The sequence below is a fragment of the Roseivivax sp. GX 12232 genome, assembly GCF_021272185.1.
Lineage (GTDB): Bacteria > Pseudomonadota > Alphaproteobacteria > Rhodobacterales > Rhodobacteraceae > Roseivivax.
Map to the genome: position 1 here is coordinate 45,008 of NZ_JAJSEC010000003.1, position 18,249 is coordinate 63,256.

Annotated in this window: 15 protein-coding genes; 14 read left to right on the top strand and 1 reads right to left on the bottom strand. The window is 69.1% G+C overall.

From position 1 onward, the window contains the following. Positions 1–11: 11 nt before the first annotated feature. Entirely contained in the window at positions 12–692 is a 681-nt protein-coding gene (locus LR948_RS06690) for a GntR family transcriptional regulator (protein WP_232753219.1), read from the bottom strand. Positions 693–817: 125 nt separating this feature from the next. Here LR948_RS06690 and LR948_RS06695 point away from each other — a divergent pair, with 125 nt between their 5' ends. The 14 genes from LR948_RS06695 to LR948_RS06760 all read left to right on the top strand — a co-directional run bounded on the left by LR948_RS06695 (position 818) and on the right by LR948_RS06760 (position 18,243). Continuing rightward, complete coding sequence (locus tag LR948_RS06695) at positions 818–2,143, top strand: malonyl-CoA decarboxylase (RefSeq protein WP_232753220.1); 1,326 nt, start codon at positions 818–820, stop codon at positions 2,141–2,143. A gap of 43 nt (positions 2,144–2,186) precedes the next feature. Continuing rightward, a complete protein-coding gene (locus LR948_RS06700; RefSeq protein WP_232753221.1) occupies positions 2,187–3,710 on the top strand; it encodes a malonyl-CoA synthase in 1,524 nt (507 codons plus the stop codon). Positions 3,711–3,769: 59 nt separating this feature from the next. Continuing rightward, positions 3,770–5,206 (top strand): amidase, encoded by a 1,437-nt coding sequence (locus LR948_RS06705; protein WP_232753222.1) that lies wholly within the window; start codon positions 3,770–3,772, stop codon positions 5,204–5,206. Positions 5,207–5,227: 21 nt separating this feature from the next. Continuing rightward, a complete protein-coding gene (locus tag LR948_RS06710; protein ID WP_232753223.1) occupies positions 5,228–6,547 on the top strand; it encodes a short-chain fatty acid transporter in 1,320 nt (439 codons plus the stop codon). Positions 6,548–6,837: 290 nt separating this feature from the next. Further along, entirely contained in the window at positions 6,838–7,836 is a 999-nt protein-coding gene (locus LR948_RS06715) for a Gfo/Idh/MocA family protein (protein ID WP_232753224.1), read from the top strand. Between the two features lie 2 nt (positions 7,837–7,838). After that, entirely contained in the window at positions 7,839–9,410 is a 1,572-nt protein-coding gene (locus LR948_RS06720) for an acyl CoA:acetate/3-ketoacid CoA transferase (protein ID WP_232753225.1), read from the top strand. After that, positions 9,407–10,174 carry an enoyl-CoA hydratase/isomerase family protein gene (locus tag LR948_RS06725; protein WP_232753226.1) on the top strand — a complete coding sequence of 256 codons (768 nt, stop codon included), beginning with the start codon at positions 9,407–9,409 and terminating at the stop codon, positions 10,172–10,174. Before LR948_RS06720 ends, LR948_RS06725 begins: the two co-directional genes overlap by 4 nt. 2 nt (positions 10,175–10,176) lie before the next feature. Then, complete coding sequence (locus tag LR948_RS06730; protein WP_232753227.1) at positions 10,177–11,715, top strand: aldehyde dehydrogenase family protein; 1,539 nt, start codon at positions 10,177–10,179, stop codon at positions 11,713–11,715. 41 nt (positions 11,716–11,756) lie between these two features. Beyond that, a complete protein-coding gene (locus LR948_RS06735; RefSeq protein WP_232753228.1) occupies positions 11,757–13,001 on the top strand; it encodes an ABC transporter substrate-binding protein in 1,245 nt (414 codons plus the stop codon). Positions 13,002–13,063: 62 nt separating this feature from the next. Next, positions 13,064–13,966 carry a carbohydrate ABC transporter permease gene (locus tag LR948_RS06740; protein ID WP_232753229.1) on the top strand — a complete coding sequence of 301 codons (903 nt, stop codon included), beginning with the start codon at positions 13,064–13,066 and terminating at the stop codon, positions 13,964–13,966. After that, on the top strand, positions 13,966–14,892 hold the full coding sequence (locus LR948_RS06745) for a carbohydrate ABC transporter permease (RefSeq protein ID WP_232753230.1): 927 nt from the start codon (positions 13,966–13,968) through the stop codon (positions 14,890–14,892). The genes LR948_RS06740 and LR948_RS06745 overlap by 1 nt, the downstream gene beginning before the upstream one ends. Before the next feature lie 4 nt (positions 14,893–14,896). After that, complete coding sequence (locus LR948_RS06750) at positions 14,897–16,003, top strand: ABC transporter ATP-binding protein (RefSeq protein WP_232753231.1); 1,107 nt, start codon at positions 14,897–14,899, stop codon at positions 16,001–16,003. A gap of 6 nt (positions 16,004–16,009) precedes the next feature. Continuing rightward, positions 16,010–17,488 (top strand): FAD-dependent oxidoreductase, encoded by a 1,479-nt coding sequence (locus tag LR948_RS06755; RefSeq protein ID WP_232753232.1) that lies wholly within the window; start codon positions 16,010–16,012, stop codon positions 17,486–17,488. After that, the gene (locus LR948_RS06760) at positions 17,485–18,243 is read left to right on the top strand and encodes a 3-ketoacyl-ACP reductase (RefSeq protein ID WP_232753233.1); all 759 of its coding nucleotides are present in this window, start codon (positions 17,485–17,487) and stop codon (positions 18,241–18,243) included. Before LR948_RS06755 ends, LR948_RS06760 begins: the two co-directional genes overlap by 4 nt. Positions 18,244–18,249: the final 6 nt, after the last annotated feature.

The following is an 18,249-nucleotide window of genomic DNA, read 5'->3' on the forward strand; positions in this document are numbered from 1 at the left end:
AGCCCACCCGTTCAGGAGGCGTCCACCTTCCGTTTCTGCGCATCCATCCGCAGGGCGGCCAGCAGGTCGTGGAACCGGTCGCCCTGAACCAGCACGTGGTCTCGCATGGCCTTGTCGGCGGCCTCGTCGTCGCCGTTGCGGATCGCCGCCACCACGGCGTCATGCTCGTGGAACGACCGCTTGACCCGGTTGCGGACCTGCAACTGGATACGACGATAGGGCTGCAGCATGGAGTGCAGGCGCTTGGCCTCCTGCTCGATGAAGCTGTTGTGAGTCGCCCGGTAGATGCAGGCGTGGAAGGCCGAGTTCTCCGAGTAGTAATCGTCGAACCGCTCTTCCTCGGCCAGCTGGCGGCACGACGCGTGCCGGGCCTCCAGCTCTGCCAGCTCCTCGCCGGTAATGCGCCTGGCCGCGAGGCGCGCGCAGGTGGCCTCCATCTCGGCCATGGCTTCGAACCGCTCGGCAAGTTCGTCCACCGTCCACTCGGTGACGAATGTGCCCTGCTTGGAATGGATCCGGACCAGGCCGGAGGCTTCAAGCTGTTGAAGCGCATCGCGAATTGGGGTGCGGGAGCACTCGAACTCCTGGGCCAGCGCATCCGGGTCGATCCGCATGCCCGGCACGAGCCGGCCGTTGACGATGGCGTTCTCCAGCGCTTCGCGGACGCGCACCGTGTTTGATTTTCGAGCCATGATCGGCGCCCTCTGAAGCCTCCCTCAAGATATAGATGGGGTCGGTTGAAAAATCCACTTTCGTTTTTGTTATATACAACGTGAGTGTGTTGATGTATAAGGTTGGCGAGGATGGAGGAGAGCTGATGTCCGGTTCCAATATCTCGCTGCTGAGTGAGCTTCTGCAGAACATCGGTGGCCGCATGCGGTCGATGGGGGCGGTGCAGGCGTCATCGCAACCTCCCGCCCAGCGGCTTGAGGCCAGTTGCGCCGAGCTGATGCGGAGAGGCGGCGAAGCGTCCCGGATCGCCGTGGCGGAACAGGCGCTTGCCGCCTACGCCGAGCTGGACGACCAAGAGAAGGCGCGGTTCTTCCGCATGCTCCTGGAGAGCTACAGCGCGGACCCCGCGGCCCTCCGGTCGGCCTATGCGGACTGGGACGCCGGCCAGTCCGAGGCGGCGCTGCAGAGCCTCTTCGAAGCCGTGGAGCCCCGGCGTCAAAGCCTCTTGCGCATGCTCAACCACGCGGCGGGCGGCACCTTGCAGCTGGTGCGGATGCGCCAGGACCTCTTGCGTCTGATGCGCGAGGCGCCGGATCTGGCGCCGCTCGACAGCGACTTCAGCCACCTCTTGTCGTCCTGGTTCAACCGCGGCTTCCTGGTCATGCGGCGCATCGACTGGAACTCGCCGGCGGCGATCCTCGAAAAGATCGTCGCCTACGAGGCGGTGCATGAAATCAAGGATTGGAACGACCTCAGGCGGCGGCTCGAGCCCTCGGACCGCCGGTGTTACGGCTTCTTCCATCCCGCCACCGGGGACGAACCGCTGATCTTCGTCGAGGTCGCCCTCTGTCAGGGCATCCCCGGCGCCATCGGGCCTCTGTTGGCCGGGGACAGCGCCGGAGGAGGCGAGGCCGCCGATACCGCGGTCTTCTATTCCATCAGCAACTGCCAGCCCGGTCTCAAGGGCGTGTCCTTCGGGAATTTCCTGATCAAGCAGGTGGTCCGCAGCCTGTCGCAGGAACTGCCGCAGATCCGCACCTTCGTCACGCTCTCCCCGGCGCCGGGGTTCGCCCGCTGGCTCGCGGCGCAGGACGAGGACGACGCGCAGGCGCTGTCGGCAGAGCTGACCTCGGGGCGCTGGCAGCAGGATGAGGGCCTCTGTGAGGTGCTGGCGCCCAGGGTTCAGTATTGGGCCGCGCGATATTTCGTGCACGGCAAGACCGGTGCCGGACTGCCGGCCGATCCGGTCGCCCGGTTTCACCTGGGCAACGGCGCCTCGGCCCACCGGATCAACTGGCCGGCGGACTATGCCGAGGGGGCGCTGCGGCGCGCCCATGGCCTGATGATCAACTACCTCTACGAGCTGGATCAGATCGAGGCCCGCCACGAGGCTTTCGCCGGCGCGGGCACCGTGACCTCTGGCCCCGCCGTCTGGCGCGCCCTGCGAAGCGGCAAGGGCGCTCCCGCCTGACGGGCCCCGGCTCACCGAAACCCACATGGAAGCGAGACAGACAATGACCTGCACCATCCCTGAAATGTTCGATGCCATCTGCCGCGAGGAGGGCGCCAAGGTGATGTTCGAGCGGCCGGGGCAGCCGCCGATCACCTATGCCGCGGCCCATGGCCTGGTGCTGCGACTGGCCACCGCGCTTGTCGAGCTGGGCGTGCGTCCCGGCGACCGGGTGGCCGTGCAGGTGGAGAAGAGCCCGGAGGCCGTGCTGCTCTACCTGGCCTGCCTGCGCACCGGCGGTCTGTTCCTGCCGCTGAACACCGCCTATCCCGGCCCCGAGATCGACTATTTCCTGGGGGATGCCGAGCCGCGCCTCTTCGTCTGCGCGCCCGAGGCACTGCCGCAATACGCGGGTCGGGCCTCCGAGACGCTGGCCGTGGAAAGCCTGGGCGCCGCCGCCGATGGCACGCTGATGCAGCGCGCCGCCGAGGCTGTGCCGCAACCCGCGCCGGTCACGCGCGGCGCGGCCGATCCCGCGGCGATCCTTTACACTTCCGGGACCACCGGGCGCTCCAAGGGCGCGGTTCTGACCCATGGCAACCTGGCGTCCAACACCGTGGCGCTGAACCAGGCCTGGCGGTTCACCAGCGCGGACCGGCTGATCCACGCCTTGCCGATCTTTCACACCCACGGGCTGTTCGTGGCCTGCAACATGGCGATCAGCACCGGCGCCACGATGATCTTCCTGACGCGTTTCGACGTCGACCAGATCATCGACGAGATGGCCGACGCGACGGTGCTCATGGGGGTACCCACCTTCTATTCCCGCCTGCTGGAATCGCCCCGTCTCGACCCGCTTGCAGTCGCGGAGATGCGGGTCTTCGTCTCGGGCTCGGCGCCCCTGCCGGAGGATGTGCATAGGCAATTCGCCGCGCGCACCGGACATGTGATCCTGGAGCGATACGGGATGACGGAGACCTGCATGATCGCCTCCAATCCCTACGACGGCGAGCGCCGCACCGGGGCGGTGGGCTTTGCCCTGCCGGAGGTGGACATCCGCATCACCGACCGCGAGACCGGCGCTGCCCTGCCGCCGGGGGAAACCGGCGCGATCGAGGTGCGCGGCCCGAATGTGTTCCAGGGCTACTGGCGCATGCCGGAGAAGACGGCCGCGGAGTTCCGCGATGACGGCTACTTTGTCACCGGCGACCTCGGCCGCTTCGACGATGAGGGCTACCTGCAGATCATCGGCCGCGACAAGGACCTGGTGATCAGCGGCGGCTACAACGTCTACCCCAAGGAAGTCGAAACCGCGCTCGACGCGCTGCCCGGCGTGGCCGAATCCGCCGTGTTCGGGGTGCCGCATCCCGATTTCGGCGAAGCGGTGGCGGCCCTCGTCGTGCCGGAAGCGGGCGTGTCTCTGGACAGCGATGCCCTGCTCAAGGCGCTCTCCGGGGAAATCGCCCGCTACAAGCAGCCGAAATCGGTCCTCTTGGCCGACGAGCTGCCGCGCAACGTCATGGGCAAGGTCCAGAAGGCGGAGCTGCGCCGCAGGTTTGCCAACCTGCACAGCCCCGCCGCCGGCTGACGCCCGGCCCGGCGGCCAAGCTCAGAGCAACAGAACATCACGCATGGGGAGGAGCCCAGATGACTGCCAAATCAAAAGCCACCGATGACTTCATCAACATGACCGCGACCGAGGCGGTTGCGGCGCTGAAGACAGGGGAGGCGGCGCCGCTCGATTTCCTGGACGCGGCGATTGCCCGGATCGAGGAGGTAGAGCCGGACATCAACGCCCTGCCGATCCGCTTCTTCGAGGAGGCGCGCAAGGTCGCCAAGGCCTTCCCGTCGCAAGCGCACGCGGGCGCGGATCGGCCCGGCTGGCTGGCCGGGCTGCCAGTCGTCGTCAAGGACTACAACGACGTCGCCGGGCAGGTGACGACCTACGGCTCGCCGATCTTCGCGGAGAACAAGGTGGCGGCCTCCGACTTCACGGTTCAGACGCTGGAAGACAGCGGCGGCATTCCGATGGCGAAGTCCAACGTGCCCGAGATTGCCGGGGCCAACACCTTCAATCCGGTGTTCGGCGCCACCCGCAACCCTTGGGATCTGCGGATGACCGTGGGCGGCTCCTCCGGCGGCTCCGCCGCCGCGCTGGCCGCCGGGCAGGCCTGGCTGGCCACGGGCAACGATCTGGGCGGCAGCCTGCGCATCCCGGCCAGCTATTGCGGCATCGTGGGCATGCGCCCCAGCGTGGGCCGCGTGCCGCGCGGCGCCGGCCTTTTGCCCTTCGATCCGCTCTGGGTCGAGGGTCCGATGGCGCGCAACGTGGCGGATGCGGCGCTGATGCTCGACTCGCTCGCACACGGGCACCCCAGGGACCCGCTGTCCGTTCCGGCCCCGGCACGCCCCTTCGTGGACGCGGTCGCGGCCCCCAGGGCGCCGAAGCGCGTGGCCTTCACGCCGGATCTGAACCTGTCGCTGGTGGACCCGGAGGTGGCCGAGGTCTGCCGCAGCGGCACGCAGGCCTTTGCCGGGGCCGGCGCCGAGGTCGCGGAGGCCTGCCCGGATTTCTCCGGCGGTCTCGAGGCCTTTCAGACCCTGCGCGCGGTGCTGGTCGCCAGCCTGCGCGGCGATCTTCTGGAAACCGACCGCCACCGCGTGGCCCCGGAGATCATCTGGAACATCGAGAAAGGCCAGAACATCACCGCCGACGAGGTGCTGCGCGCCGAACGCACCCGCGCCGCCATTTTCCACAATGTCGCGGCCTTCTTCGAGACCTACGACCTCCTGGCCTGCCCGACGGTGGCGGTGCCGCCTTATCCGGTCGAGCAGCGGTTCCCGACCCATATCGGCGGCGAGGAGCTGACCAGCTACATCGACTGGATGTTCCTGACCTTCGTGATCACGCTGACGGGCTGCCCGGCAATCTCGATCCCCTGCGGCGCGACCGCCAGCGGTCTGCCGGTGGGCCTGCAGCTGATCGGCAAGCCGAAAGGGGACTTCGACCTGCTGTCGGCGGCCCAGGTCCTGGAAACCCAGCTGGATCTCGCCGGTCCCATGCCGATCCACCCGCGCAAGTGACACAGCCCGAGGGAATTCAAGATGATACAAGGACTCACTCGCGCCTCGGTCACCATGGTCGAGCGCTATCTCCCGGACGCCTTCGTGCTGGTCCTCCTGCTGACCCTGACCGTCTTCGGCGCCGGAATGCTCTTGGAGGGCCATGGCCCCATGGCGATGGCGCAGTTCTGGGGCGAAGGCTTCTGGAACCTCTTGAGCTTCTCCATGCAGATGGTGCTCATCCTGGTCACCGGCTTCGTGGTCGCCAGCACGCCGATCTTCAAGCGCCTGCTCCGGGTGCTGGCCAAACTGGCCCGCACGCCGCGTCAGGGCATCGTGCTGGTGACGCTCGTGTCGCTGGTCGCGGCCTGGATCAACTGGGGCTTCGGCCTGGTGATCGGCGCGCTGTTCGCCCGTGAGCTGGCCCGCGCCATTCCCCGGCTGGACTACCGGCTGGCCATCGCCAGCGCCTACAGCGGCTTCATGGTCTGGCACGGCGGGCTCTCTGGCTCGGTGCCCCTGGTGATCGCCACCGACGGGCATTTCACCGCCGACAGGATCGGGGTCGTGCCGACCAGCGAAACCATCTTCTCGCCGATGAACCTCGGGATCCTGCTGGCGCTCTTCATCGTCATTCCGCTGGTCAACTGGCTGATCGCGCCGCCGGAAGGGCAGGAGGTGACGATCTCCCGGGACAAGCTGGACGCAGAGGAGGCCGCGCGCCGCTCCGCGCCGGACACGCCTTCGGCCCGGCTTGAGGACAGCATGGCGCTGTCGCTGGCGTCAGGGGCGCTTGGGCTGGTCTATGTCGGCTTCTACACCTTCGGCACCGACGGCGGGCTGAACCTGAACATCGTCAATTTCACCCTGCTGTTCCTGGGCATCCTGCTGCACGGCCGCCCGTCGCAGTTCCTGGCCTCGGTCAAGGAGGCGGTGGATGGGGCCAGCGGCATCATCGTGCAGTTCCCCTTCTACGCGGGGATCATGGGAATGATGGTGGGCTCCGGGCTGGCTGTCTCGATGTCGAACTGGTTCGTCTCGGTCTCGACGGCGGAAACGCTGCCGCTCTTCACCTTCCTCTCCGCGGGCATCGTGAACCTCTTCGTGCCCTCGGGCGGCGGCCAGTGGGCGGTGCAGGCGCCGATCATGCTCGAAGCCGGGGAAGCCCTGGGGGTCGAGCCGGCACGGACGGCGATGGCCGTGGCCTGGGGAGACACCTGGACCAACCTGATCCAGCCCTTCTGGGCCTTGCCCGCTCTGGCGATCGCCGGCCTCTCGGCCAAGGACATCATGGGCTATTGCCTGGTGGTGCTGATGGTGACCGGGGTGGTGCTGGCCTGCGGGTTGACCTTCCTGCCGTGAACACGCGTCCCTGACGCTTTGCGGGCAGCCAGTCTTTGGCTGCCCGTTTCTTGTTGGGGTGATGCGGGGATTGATCTCTCAGGATTGGCTCTCGTCCGGATCGCCGTTTGTAGGGCCGACCCATTCCCGAGCCTAAGGCTTGGGTTTTCGACGCCAAAACGCGGTCTTAGCTTCCTCCCCAACGCCTCCGAACCCTTACCCCTGAAAAATCCCCTTGACGGATTTGGATCGTTCCAATTACTCACGTTTTGGAACGATCGAAATCACGAGCGGCACACAAGGGAGACGTCATGCGCTGGGCATTGCTGGGGGCGAGCCGGATCGCCTCATCCTACATGATCGACGCGATCCGGGCGCAGGAGGGGGCCGAGATCACCACTGTCCTCAGCTCCGATACCGAGCGCGGGCGCAGCTATGCGGAGCGCCACGGCATCGCCCGCAGCACCACCGATCTGGACGCGGCGCTGGGCGCGGATGTCGAGGCCGTCTACATCTCCACCACCAACGAAAAGCACTTCCCGCAGGCCATGGCGGCCATCGCGGCGGGCAAGCATGTGCTCTGCGAGAAGCCGCTCGCCATGGACCTCGCCCAGGCGGTCGAGATGGTCTCGGCGGCGCGCGACGCGGGCGTCACCTTCGGCACCAACCACCACCTGCGCAACGCGGGCGCCCATCTGGCGATCCGAGAGGCGGTGAGCGCAGGCCGGATCGGCACGCTTCTCAGCATGCGGGTCTTCCACGCCGTCTCGCTGCCCGAGGAGCTGCGCGGCTGGCGCGTGGCCGATGCGGCGGCGGGCGGCGGGGTGATCCCCGACATCACCGTGCATGACGCCGACACCGTGCGCTTCCACCTCGGCGAGGACCCGGCGCGGGTCGTGGCACGGGCGGGCGAAAGCGGGCTCGGGCAGGGCGTCGAGGACAGCGTGATGTCGGTCTGGTCGATGCCTTCGGGCGTCATGGTGCAGTCGCACGAAAGCTTCACCCACCGGTTCGCCGGCACCGGGCTCGAGATCCACGGCACCGAGGGTTCAATCTTCGCGCGCGGCGTGATGACCCAGGAGCCGGTGGGCGAGGTCTGGATCGAGGACGCCGAGGGCCGCCGGGCGCTGCCCTTCGAGGGGCACAACCTCTACCACCGGGCGCTGGCGCTCTTCACCGCGGCGGCCCGGGACGCGGGCGCGCCCTCGGCCGATGGCGTCGACGGGGTGAAATCCCTCGCCGTGGCGCTGGCGGTGCGCGAGGCGGCCCGGACCGGCCGGGCGGTCGACGTAGATTACGGGGGGCTCTGAACATGGCGCGGATCGTCTCGGCGGCCGAGGCCGCGCAGCACATCGCGGATGACGCGGTGGTCACGGTCTCCTCCTCCTCGGGGCTGGGCTGCCCGGACGCGGTGCTCTCCGCGATCGGCGCCCGCTTCGAGGCCGAGGGCCACCCGCGCGGGCTGACCACCCTGCATCCGATCGCCGCCGGCGACATGTACGGCATCAAGGGCATCGACCACATCGCCCGCGACGGGCTGCTGAGCCGGATCATCGCGGGCTCCTATCCCTCGGGGCCGTCCTCGCTGCCGATGCCCGAGATATGGAAGATGCTGACCGAGAACCGGGTCGCGGCCTACAATGTGCCCTCCGGCATCCTTTTCGACATGCATCGCGACGTGGCCGCGCGCCGGCCCGGGGTGCTGACCAAGGTCGGGCTCGACACCTTTGTCGATCCCCGGCGCGAGGGCTGCGCGATGAATGCCGCCGCCGCCGAGGCCCCGATCGTCAGCCGCCAGGAGATGGGCGGCGAGACCTGGCTGCATTTCCCCAACATCGTGCCCGACGTGGCGGTGATCCGCGCCACCACCGCCGACGAGCGCGGCAACCTGACCTATGAACACGAGGGCGCCTATCTCGGCGGGCTCGAACAGGCCATCGCGGTGCGCAACCACGGCGGGCTGGTGATCGCGCAGGTCAAGCGCGTGACCGCCTCAGGCTCGCTGCGCCCGCATGATGTGCGGGTGCCGGGGCACCTGGTCGACCTGGTGGTCGTCGATGCCGAGCAGCGCCAGACCACCGAGACGCTCTATGACCCGGCCATCTCGGGCGAGATCATGCGTCCCTGGTCGAGCTTCAGCGCCGCGCCCGCGGGGGTGGAGAAGCTCCTGGCCCGCCGCGCCGCGATGGAGCTGTCGCGGGGGATGACCGCCAACCTGGGCTTCGGGATCTCGGCGCTGGTGCCGCGCATCCTTCTGGAGGCCGGAGAGCCGGACGCCGTGACCTGGGCCATCGAACAGGGCGCGACAGGCGGCATGCCGCTTCTCGACTTCGCCTTCGGCTGCGCCTCCAACGCCGACGCCTATATGCCCTCGCCGCAGCAGTTCACCTATTTCCAGGGCGGCGGCTTCGACCTGTCCTTCCTGTCCTTCCTCGAGGTCGACCGGACGGGCAACGTCAACGTCTCGAAGCTTGGCAAGAAGCCCTATCTGACCGCCGGTTGCGGCGGCTTCGTCGACATCACCGCCCATGCCCGCAAGATCGTCTTCTCGGGGCTCTTCGAGGCCGGGGCGGACCTGGCGCTCGGCCAGGACGGGCTGACCGTCCGCGCGCCGGGCAAATTTACCAAGATGGTCGACGCGGTCGAGCATGTCACCTTTTCGGGCGCCCGCGCGCGGGAGACCGGGCAGGAAGTGCTCTATATCACCGAGCGCTGCGTGATCCGGCTGACCGAGGCGGGGCTTTTGGCGACCGAGATCATGCCGGGCGTCGATCCCGCGCGCGACATCGTGGCGGCATCCGAGGGCCGGGTGCAGATCGCCGAGGGTGCGACCGAAATGCCGCGCGCGCTCTTCGCCGAGGGGCCGATGGAGCTGGCGCTATGAGCGGGCTCGACCTCATCCGGCACGGCGCGGTCGTCGAGCTGCGGCTCGACAACCCCGCCAAGCTCAACGCCTTCACGCCCGAGATGCTGGCCGCGCTCGAGGCGCATTGCGCCGAGATCGAGGCCGACCCCGCGCTGCGCGCGCTGGTGCTGACCGCCGCGCCCGCCAAGGCTTTCTGCGCGGGCGCCGACATCGCCGCCTGGTCGGCGCTGGCGCCGGCCGATTTCGCCCGGCACTGGGTGCGCGCGGGCCATCGGGTCTTCGACCGGCTGGCGCGGCTCTCGCTGCCGAGCGTCGCGGCGCTGGGCGCCCATGCCTTCGGCGGCGGGCTCGAGCTTGCGGCGGCCTGCGACGCGCGGGTCATGGCGCCAGTCGCCACCCTGGCGCTGCCCGAGGCCGGGGTCGGCATCGTGCCCGGCTGGTCCGGGACCCAGCGGCTCCTGCGGCTGATCGGCGAGCCCGCGGTCAAGGAGATGGCGCTCTTCGGACGCCGCATCTCCGCCGAGCGGGCGCTTGCGCTGGGTTTTGCCTGCGAGCTGGCCGAGGCGCCCGAGGCCGCGGCCTTCGCCATGGCCGAGCGGCTGACCGGCACCTCGCCGCGCGCCGTGGAAGTGGCGAAATACATGATCCACGCCGCGGCGGGCGAGGACCGCGCCGCGATGATCGAGGCCCTGGGCGGCGGCATGGCCGGCGCCACGGGGGACCGCGACGAGGGTGTCGCCGCCTTCGCCGAGAAACGCAAACCGAACTTCACCGGGACCTGAGAATGACCAAGCTGACCGTGATCTCCGCCGCCGCGGCGACCCCCGAGGACCGGCCTTTCCGCGCCCGCCACCTGATCGGCGGCACCTTCCGCGACAGCGCCGACGGCGCGGTGATCGAGCGCCGCTCGCCCGCCCATGGCCTGCTGGTCAGCACCGCCGCCGAGGGCGGGCGAGCGGAGGTCTCCGAGGCGGTGGCCGTGGCGCGCGCCGCCTTCGACGCGGGCGACTGGTCGCGCCGGGACGGCAAGGCGCGGGCGGCGCTCCTCTTGCGCGTGGCCGACCTGATCGAGCGCGACCTGGACCGGATCGCGCGGATCGAGACGCTGGAATCCGGCAAGCCGATCTCCCAGGCGCGGGACGAGGTGGCCGGCGCCGCCGATCTCTGGCGCTACGCGGCCTCGCTGGCGCGGACCATGCACGGCGAAAGCCACAACACGCTCGGCCCCGACATCCTGGGCGTCGTCCTGAAGGAGCCGGTGGGCGTCGTCTCGGTGATCACGCCCTGGAACTTCCCCTTTCTGATCGTCAGCCAGAAGCTGCCCTTCGCGCTGGCGGCGGGCTGCACGGCGGTGGTCAAACCCTCCGAGCTGACGCCCTCGAGCACCGTGATGCTGGGCGAGCTGCTGATCGAGGCGGGGCTGCCGGACGGCGTGGTCAACATCGTCTTGGGCCATGGCGACCCGGTCGGCATGGCGATGACCGAGGATGCCCGCGTCGACATGGTGACCTTCACCGGCTCCACCGGGGTCGGCAAGGCGATCACCGCCGCGGCCTCGGGCACGCTCAAGAAGGTCTCGCTGGAGCTGGGCGGCAAGAACCCGCAGGTGGTCTTTCCCGACGCCGACCTCGATGCCGCCGCCGATGCCATCGCCTTCGGCGTCTATTTCAACGCCGGGGAATGCTGCAATTCCTCCTCGCGGGTGATCGTCCACGAGGACGTGGCCGAGGCGCTGATCGAGAAGGTCGTGGCGCTGTCGCGCGCGGTGCCCTTCGGCGACCCGCTCGATCCCGCGACCAAGGTTGGCGCGATCATCTCGCCCGAGCACCAGGACCAGATCGACGCCCATGTGCAGGACGCCGTGGCGGGCGGCGCCTGGCTGCGGCTGGGCGGCGCGGGCCTGCCGGTGCCGGGGCTTTCGGGCCAGTTCTACCAGCCGACGATCCTGTCCGAGGTGCGCCCCGAGATGGCCATCGCCCGCGCCGAGGTCTTCGGCCCGGTGCTGGCGGTGCTGCGCTTCTCAAACTTCGAGGAGGCCGTCGCCCTGGCCAATGACGCCAGCTACGGGCTCTCCGCCGGGGTCTGGAGCGAGAGCGTGCACACCTGCCTCGACTTCGCGCGCCGCGCCGAGGCCGGGACGGTCTGGACCAACACCTGGATGGACGGCTTCCCCGAGATGCCCTTCGGGGGAATGAAGGAAAGCGGGCAGGGCCGCGAGCTCGGCCGCTACGGGCTGGAGGAGTTCCTGGAGGCGAAGACCGTGACCATGCGGATCGGCCGCGGATCGCGGGCGCCCTGGGTGCAAGGGTCCGCGCCGCTTTGAGCGCACGGATCACGCGAGGATACGCAAGAAGGAGGAGAACCATGCGTAGACTGACAGCAACTATGACGGCGCTCGCCCTGGTGGGAACCGCGACCGCGGGCCAGGCCGAGGATGTGGAGGTCCTGCACTGGTGGACTGCCGGCGGCGAGGCCGCGGCGCTCAACGTGCTGAAGGACGACCTCGGCGGGCAGGGCATCGGCTGGCAGGACATGCCGGTCGCCGGTGGCGGCGGCACCCAGGCGATGACGGTGCTGCGCGCCCGCGTCACCTCGGGCAATGCACCCACCGCGGTGCAGATGCTGGGCTTCGACATCCAGGACTGGGCCGCCGAGGACGCCCTGGCCGACCTCAACCCGATCGCCGAGGCGGCGGGCTGGAACCAGGTCATCCCCGCGGCGATCCAGCGCTTCGCCACCCATGACGGCCAGTGGGTCGCAGCCCCGGTGAACGTGCATTCGACCAACTGGGTCTGGGCCAACGCGGGGATCCTCGCCGAGCTGGACCTCGAGCCGCCGCAGGACTGGGACGGCTTCGTCGCCGCGCTCGAGGCCGCGCAGGAGGCGGGCTATGTCGCGCTCGCCCATGGCGGCCAGCCCTGGCAGGACGCGACCGTCTTCGACGCCGTCGCCATGGCCACCGGCGGCCCGGAGTTCTACCAAGAGGCCTTCATCGATCTCGACGAGGACACGCTGGCCTCGGACACCATGCGCCAGGTCTTCGACCGCATGGCCACGCTCCGCGGCTATGTCGACGACAACTTCTCGGGCCGCGACTGGAACCTCGCCACGGCCATGGTCATCAACGACGAGGCCGCCTTCCAGATGATGGGCGACTGGGCCAAGGGCGAGTTCCTGAACGCCGGCGAGACGCCGGGCGAGGACTTCCTCTGCTTCCGCTTCCCGGGCACCCAGGACCAGGTGATCTTCAACTCCGACCAGTTCGCCATGTTCGACCAGTCGGGCGCCGTCTCGGACGAGCAGGCCGCCCTGGCCCAAGCGATCCTCTCGCCCGAGTTCCAGATCGCCTTCAACAAGGTGAAGGGCTCGGTTCCGGCGCGCACCGACCTCGAGGTCGATGCCCTCGATGCCTGCGGTCAGCAGGGCTACGCGCAGTTCAAGGCGGCGGCCGAAAGCGGCAACCTCATGGGCTCCTTCGCGCATGGCCACGCCAACCCGGCGGCGGTGAAGAACGCGATGTATGACGTCGTGACCGCGCATTTCAACGGCGAATACGACAGCGAGGTCGCCGTCGAGGAGCTGGTGACCGCGGTGCAGATCAACCGGTGATCCGTCCTCCCGGGGGCGGTGCCTGCCGCCCCCGACCCAAGCCTTCAACCGGGAGAACCGCCATGTCCCTCTCCGAGACGGGGCGCGGGCCCGGCGCCGCCGACCGGCTGCGCGACGCCCTGCCGAAACTCGTCCTGAGCCCGACCGTCGCTTTGGTCGCGGTCTTCGTCTACGGCTTCATCGCCTTCACGCTTTACCTGTCCTTCACCGACAGCCGGATCCTGCCGTCCTTCGGATGGGTCGGCTGGCAGAACTACGAGAACCTCTTCCGCATCCGGGCCTGGGACACCGCGGTCGCCAACCTGGCGATCTTCGGGCTGCTCTACATCGCGATCTGCTGCGCGCTGGGGCTGATGCTGGCGATCCTGCTCGACCAGAAGATCCGCGCCGAGGGGGCGATCCGCACCATCTACCTCTACCCGATGGCGCTGAGCTTCATCGTGACCGGCGTCGCCTGGAAGTGGTTCCTGGACCCCGGCATCGGCCTCGAGGCGGTGGTGCGCGGCTGGGGCTGGGAGAGCTTCAGCTTCGGCTGGATCAAGGACAGCGACATGGCGATCTACACCATCGTCATCGCCGCGGTCTGGCAGACCTCGGGCTTCGTCATGGCAATGTTCCTCGCCGGGCTGCGGGGCATCGACAGCGAGATGCTGCGCGCCGCGCAGATCGACGGGGCGACGAGCTTTGCGCTCTACCGGCGCATCGTCATCCCGCAGCTGCGCCCCGCCTTCATGTCGGCCTTCGTGGTGCTCGCGCATATGGCGATCAAGTCCTACGACCTGGTCATCGCGCTGACCGGCGGGGGGCCGGGCACGGCGACCGAACTGCCGGCGACCTTCATGTATTCCTACACCTTCACGCGCAACCAGATGGGGATCGGCGCGGCCTCGGCGGTGATCATGCTGATGACCATCGCGGCGATCATCGTGCCCTACCTCTGGTCCGAACTCAGGGAGAAGTCGTGATGGCCAGTGCTTCCACATCCATGGCGGCCGAGGCCGGGACCGCGCGTCCCGCCCGCCGGGCCGGCGGAGCGCGGCTTGCCGCGCGGCTGCCCCGGTTTGCCCTCTACGCCGTGCTGATCCTGTTCTGCCTCTATTACCTGCTGCCGCTTTACGTGATGCTCTCGAACTCGCTGAAGCCGCTTTCCGAGATCACCGCGGGCGGGATGATGGCGCTGCCCGGCGACTGGACCACGGCGCCCTGGCGCGCCGCCTGGTCGAGCGCCCAGGTCGGCGTCGAGGCCACGGGTCTCAGGCCCTATTTCATCAACTCGATCCTGATGGTCGTGCCGGCGGTGGCGCTTTCGACGGTGGCGGGCGCGCTCAACGGCTACGTGCTGACCAAGTGGCGCTTTCGCGGCGCGACGCTGGCCTTCGGGCTGCTGCTCTTCGGCTGCTTCATCCCCTTCCAGATGGTGCTGATCCCGATGGCGCGGATGCTGGGGCTGATGGGGCTCGCGGGCAGCGTGCCGGGGCTGGTCTTCGTGCATTTCGTCTACGGGATCGGCTTCTCGACGCTCTATTTCCGCAACTACTACGCCGCCTTCCCGACCGAGCTGGTGCGCGCCGCGCAGATCGACGGCGCGGGCTTCTTCCGGATCTTCTGGCGCATCCTTCTGCCCTCCTCGGGGCCGATCGCGGTGGTCTGCGTGATCTGGCAGTTCACCAACATCTGGAACGACTTCCTCTTCGGCGCCTCCTTCTCGGACTTCGACAGCCAGCCGATGACCGTGGCGCTCAACAACCTGGTGCAGTCCTCGACCGGCGTGAAGGAGTACAATGTCCACTTCGCCGGTGCGATCATGGCCGCACTGCCCACCCTGTTCGTCTATGCCGTCGCCGGGCGCTTCTTCGTGCGCGGTCTGATGGCCGGTTCCGTGAAAGGATAAACCCATGGGCTTTCTCGACATCAAACAGGCCACCAAGTCCTACGGCGCGGTCAAGGTGCTGCACGAGACCGACATCTCGGTCGAAGAGGGCGAGTTCCTCGTGCTGGTCGGCCCCTCGGGCTGCGGCAAGTCCACGCTTCTCAACATGATCGCCGGCCTCGAAGAGGTGAGCTCGGGCGACATCGCGATCCGCGGGCGCAGCATGAACGGCGTGAAGCCGGCCGAGCGCAACATCGCCATGGTCTTCCAGAGCTACGCGCTCTACCCCAACATGACGGTGCGCGGGAACATCGCCTTCGGCATGGAGATGCACGGCATCCCCAAGCCCGAGCGCGAGCGCAAGATCGCCGATGTGGCGCAGCTTCTGCAGATCGAGCCGCTTCTGGACCGCAAGCCCGGCCAGCTTTCGGGCGGCCAGCGCCAGCGCGTCGCCATGGGCCGGGCGCTGACCCGCGACCCCGACGTCTTCCTCTTCGACGAGCCCTTGTCGAACCTCGACGCCAAGCTGCGCGTCGACATGCGCACCGAGATCAAGAAGCTGCACCAGAAGCTCGGCACCACGGTGGTCTATGTCACCCATGACCAGATCGAGGCGCTGACCCTCTCGACCCGGATCGCGGTGATGTATGGGGGTCATGTGCAGCAGCTGGGCACGCCGAAGGAGATCTACGACAACCCGGCCAACATGTTCGTGGCGGGCTTCATGGGCTCGCCTTCGATGAACCTCTTCCCGGCCCGGGTGACGGGGCATGAGGGCCGCCCGGCCGCCGAAATCCGGCTCGGCGACGGCAGCCTGGCGCGGCTGCCCTTCGCCGAGGGCTTCGCGGGCCAGGAGGGCCGCGAGATCATGCTCGGCATCCGGCCCGAGGCGATCACCGACCGCGAGGGCGCGGACCGCAACGCCCGGGCGCTGCAGGTCATCGACGCGCGGGTCGAGGTCACCGAGCCGGCGGGATCGGACATCTTCGTGGTCAGCCAGATGGGCGGGCGCGAGGTCACCGGCCGCTTCCGCGCCGATGTGCCGGTGCGCGCGGGCGAGACCTTCCCCTTTGCCATCAACATGGACAAGGCGGTGGCCTTCGATCCCAAAACGGAAATGCGGATCGGCTGAGGCGGCATGACAGGCTCCCCGGATATCGTGGTGATCGGCAGCGGCATGGGCGGCGCAAGCCTGGCCGCGGGCCTGGCGCCCAGCGGCGCGCGGATCGTGATCCTCGAACGCGGCGCGCCGATTGCCGCCGATGCCCCGGCGCGCGACCCCGCCGCGGTGCATGGCCGGGGTGCCTTCCGCGACCCCGAGACCTGGCTCGACGGCGCCGGGCGGCGCTTTTCGCCCGGCAATTACTACAACGTCGGCGGCAACTCGAAGTTCTACGGCGCGGTGCTGATGCGCTACCGCTCCGAGGATTTCGACGAGATGGCCCATCACGAGGGCCTCTCTCCGGCCTGGCCTTTCGGCTATGCCGAGCTTGCGCCCTGGTACGACCGTGCCGAGGCGCTCTACCAGGTGCGCGGGGATGCCGACTCGGACGCAAGCGAGCCGCCCCACAGCACGGCCTATCCGCATCCGCCGGTGCCCGATGAGCCCGCCATCGCGGCGGTGCGCGCCCGGCTGGCGCGGGCGGGCGTGCGGCCCTTCAGCCTGCCGCTCGGCGTCGACGTCGACCGCTGGCTCGCCGCCGGGCGCACCGGCTGGGACGGCTATCCCGACCAGCGCTGCGGCAAGATGGACGCCGAGACCTGCGGGCTGGCCGCGGCGCTCGCGCATGACAACGTCGAGCTGGTGACCGGCGCGCGGGTGACCGGGCTCACCGCCGGGTCCGACGGGCGGCGCATCACGCGGGTCACTTATGAAAAGGACGGCGCGACGCATCACCTGACGCCGGGCACCGTGGCGCTCTGCGCCGGGGCCGTGCAATCGGCGGCGCTGATGCTGCGCGCGGGGCTCGGCAACGACCAGGTCGGGCGCTGCTTCATGAACCACAACGCCAGCGCGATGATCGCCATCGACCCGCGCTTTCGCAACGACAGCACCTACCAGAAGACCTTCGGGATCAACGACTGGTATCTCTCGGACGGGCAGGGTGGGCCGCCGCTCGGCAACCTGCAGCTCCTGGGCCGGGTGGTGCCGGAGATCCTGAAGATCCAAGTGCCGACCCTGCCGCGCGCCGCGGCGCGCTGGATCTCGGGCCATGCCATCGACGCCTATCTGATCTCGGAGGATCTGCCCGATCCGGAAAGCCGGGTCACGCTTGCGGGCGGAGAGATCCGGCTGGCCTGGCGGCGCTCCAACATGGTGGCGCACCGCAAGCTGGTGGCCAGGGCGCGCCAGACCTTCCGGGCGGCGGGCTTCCCGATCGTGCTGTCGCGGCTCTTCGACGGGCGGGTGCCCTCGCACCAATGCGGCACGCTGCGGATCGGCGCGGATCCGGCCTGCTCGGTCGCCGATCCCGAGGGCCGCGCCTGGGACCACCCCAACCTTTTCATCGCCGATGCCGGCGCCCTGCCGACCTCGGCCGCCGTGAACCCGGCGCTCACCGTGGCCGCGCTGGCGCTGCGCGCGGCGGATACCATCAAGAAGGACCTTGCAGCATGACCCGTGTCGCATTGATCACCGGCGGCCAGAGAGGCATCGGCCTCGGCATCGCCGAGACCCTGGCCGAGGCGGGCTTCGCCGTGGCGCTGGCCTCGCGCAGCCCCGCCGACAGCCCCGAGGTGCAGGACGCGCTGGACCGGCTCGGCCCGCAGGCGCGCTACTACGCCCATGACCTCCAGGCGATCGAGGGGCACGCGGGCCTGCTCGACCGGGTGGAGGCCGACCTCGGGCCGGTCACCTGCCTTGTCTCCAACGCGGGCGTGCCCGCCAAGCGGCGCGGCGACATGCTGGAGATGGAGCCCGACAGCTTCGATTTCGTGCTGGGCGTGAACCTGCGCGGCGCCTTCTTCCTGGCCCAGGAAGTGGCGCGGCGGATGCTCGCCCGCCCCGAGGAGAGCTACCGCTCGATCAGCTTCGTGACCTCGGTCAGCGCCGACATGGTGTCGGTGGAACGCGCCGAATACTGCATCTCCAAGGCGGGCGCGGCGATGATGTCCGAGCTCTTCGCCGTGCGCCTCGCACCGCATGGCATCGGCGTCTTCGAAATCCGCCCCGGCATCATCGAGACCGGCATGACCGCCGGCGTGAAGGACACATACGACAGCCGCATCGCCGGCGGGCTGGTGCCCGCGGCGCGCTGGGGACGGCCCGGCGACATCGCCGACGTGGTGCTGCCCATCGCCGAGGGCCGCATGGCCTTTGCCACCGGCAGCGCGATCCGGGTCGACGGCGGCCTCTCCATTCCGCGGCTCTGAGGACGG

Coding starts and splice junctions, on each gene's coding strand:
- LR948_RS06695 (WP_232753220.1), top strand. CDS start 818: ATGTCCGGTTCCAATATCTCGCTGCTGAGTGAGCTTCTGCAGAACATC.
- LR948_RS06760 (WP_232753233.1), top strand. CDS start 17,485: ATGACCCGTGTCGCATTGATCACCGGCGGCCAGAGAGGCATCGGCCTC.
- LR948_RS06705 (WP_232753222.1), top strand. CDS start 3,770: ATGACTGCCAAATCAAAAGCCACCGATGACTTCATCAACATGACCGCG.
- LR948_RS06755 (WP_232753232.1), top strand. CDS start 16,010: ATGACAGGCTCCCCGGATATCGTGGTGATCGGCAGCGGCATGGGCGGC.
- LR948_RS06750 (WP_232753231.1), top strand. CDS start 14,897: ATGGGCTTTCTCGACATCAAACAGGCCACCAAGTCCTACGGCGCGGTC.
- LR948_RS06700 (WP_232753221.1), top strand. CDS start 2,187: ATGACCTGCACCATCCCTGAAATGTTCGATGCCATCTGCCGCGAGGAG.
- LR948_RS06730 (WP_232753227.1), top strand. CDS start 10,177: ATGACCAAGCTGACCGTGATCTCCGCCGCCGCGGCGACCCCCGAGGAC.
- LR948_RS06710 (WP_232753223.1), top strand. CDS start 5,228: ATGATACAAGGACTCACTCGCGCCTCGGTCACCATGGTCGAGCGCTAT.
- LR948_RS06740 (WP_232753229.1), top strand. CDS start 13,064: ATGTCCCTCTCCGAGACGGGGCGCGGGCCCGGCGCCGCCGACCGGCTG.
- LR948_RS06745 (WP_232753230.1), top strand. CDS start 13,966: ATGGCCAGTGCTTCCACATCCATGGCGGCCGAGGCCGGGACCGCGCGT.
- LR948_RS06715 (WP_232753224.1), top strand. CDS start 6,838: ATGCGCTGGGCATTGCTGGGGGCGAGCCGGATCGCCTCATCCTACATG.
- LR948_RS06725 (WP_232753226.1), top strand. CDS start 9,407: ATGAGCGGGCTCGACCTCATCCGGCACGGCGCGGTCGTCGAGCTGCGG.
- LR948_RS06690 (WP_232753219.1), bottom strand. CDS start 692: ATGGCTCGAAAATCAAACACGGTGCGCGTCCGCGAAGCGCTGGAGAAC.
- LR948_RS06735 (WP_232753228.1), top strand. CDS start 11,757: ATGCGTAGACTGACAGCAACTATGACGGCGCTCGCCCTGGTGGGAACC.
- LR948_RS06720 (WP_232753225.1), top strand. CDS start 7,839: ATGGCGCGGATCGTCTCGGCGGCCGAGGCCGCGCAGCACATCGCGGAT.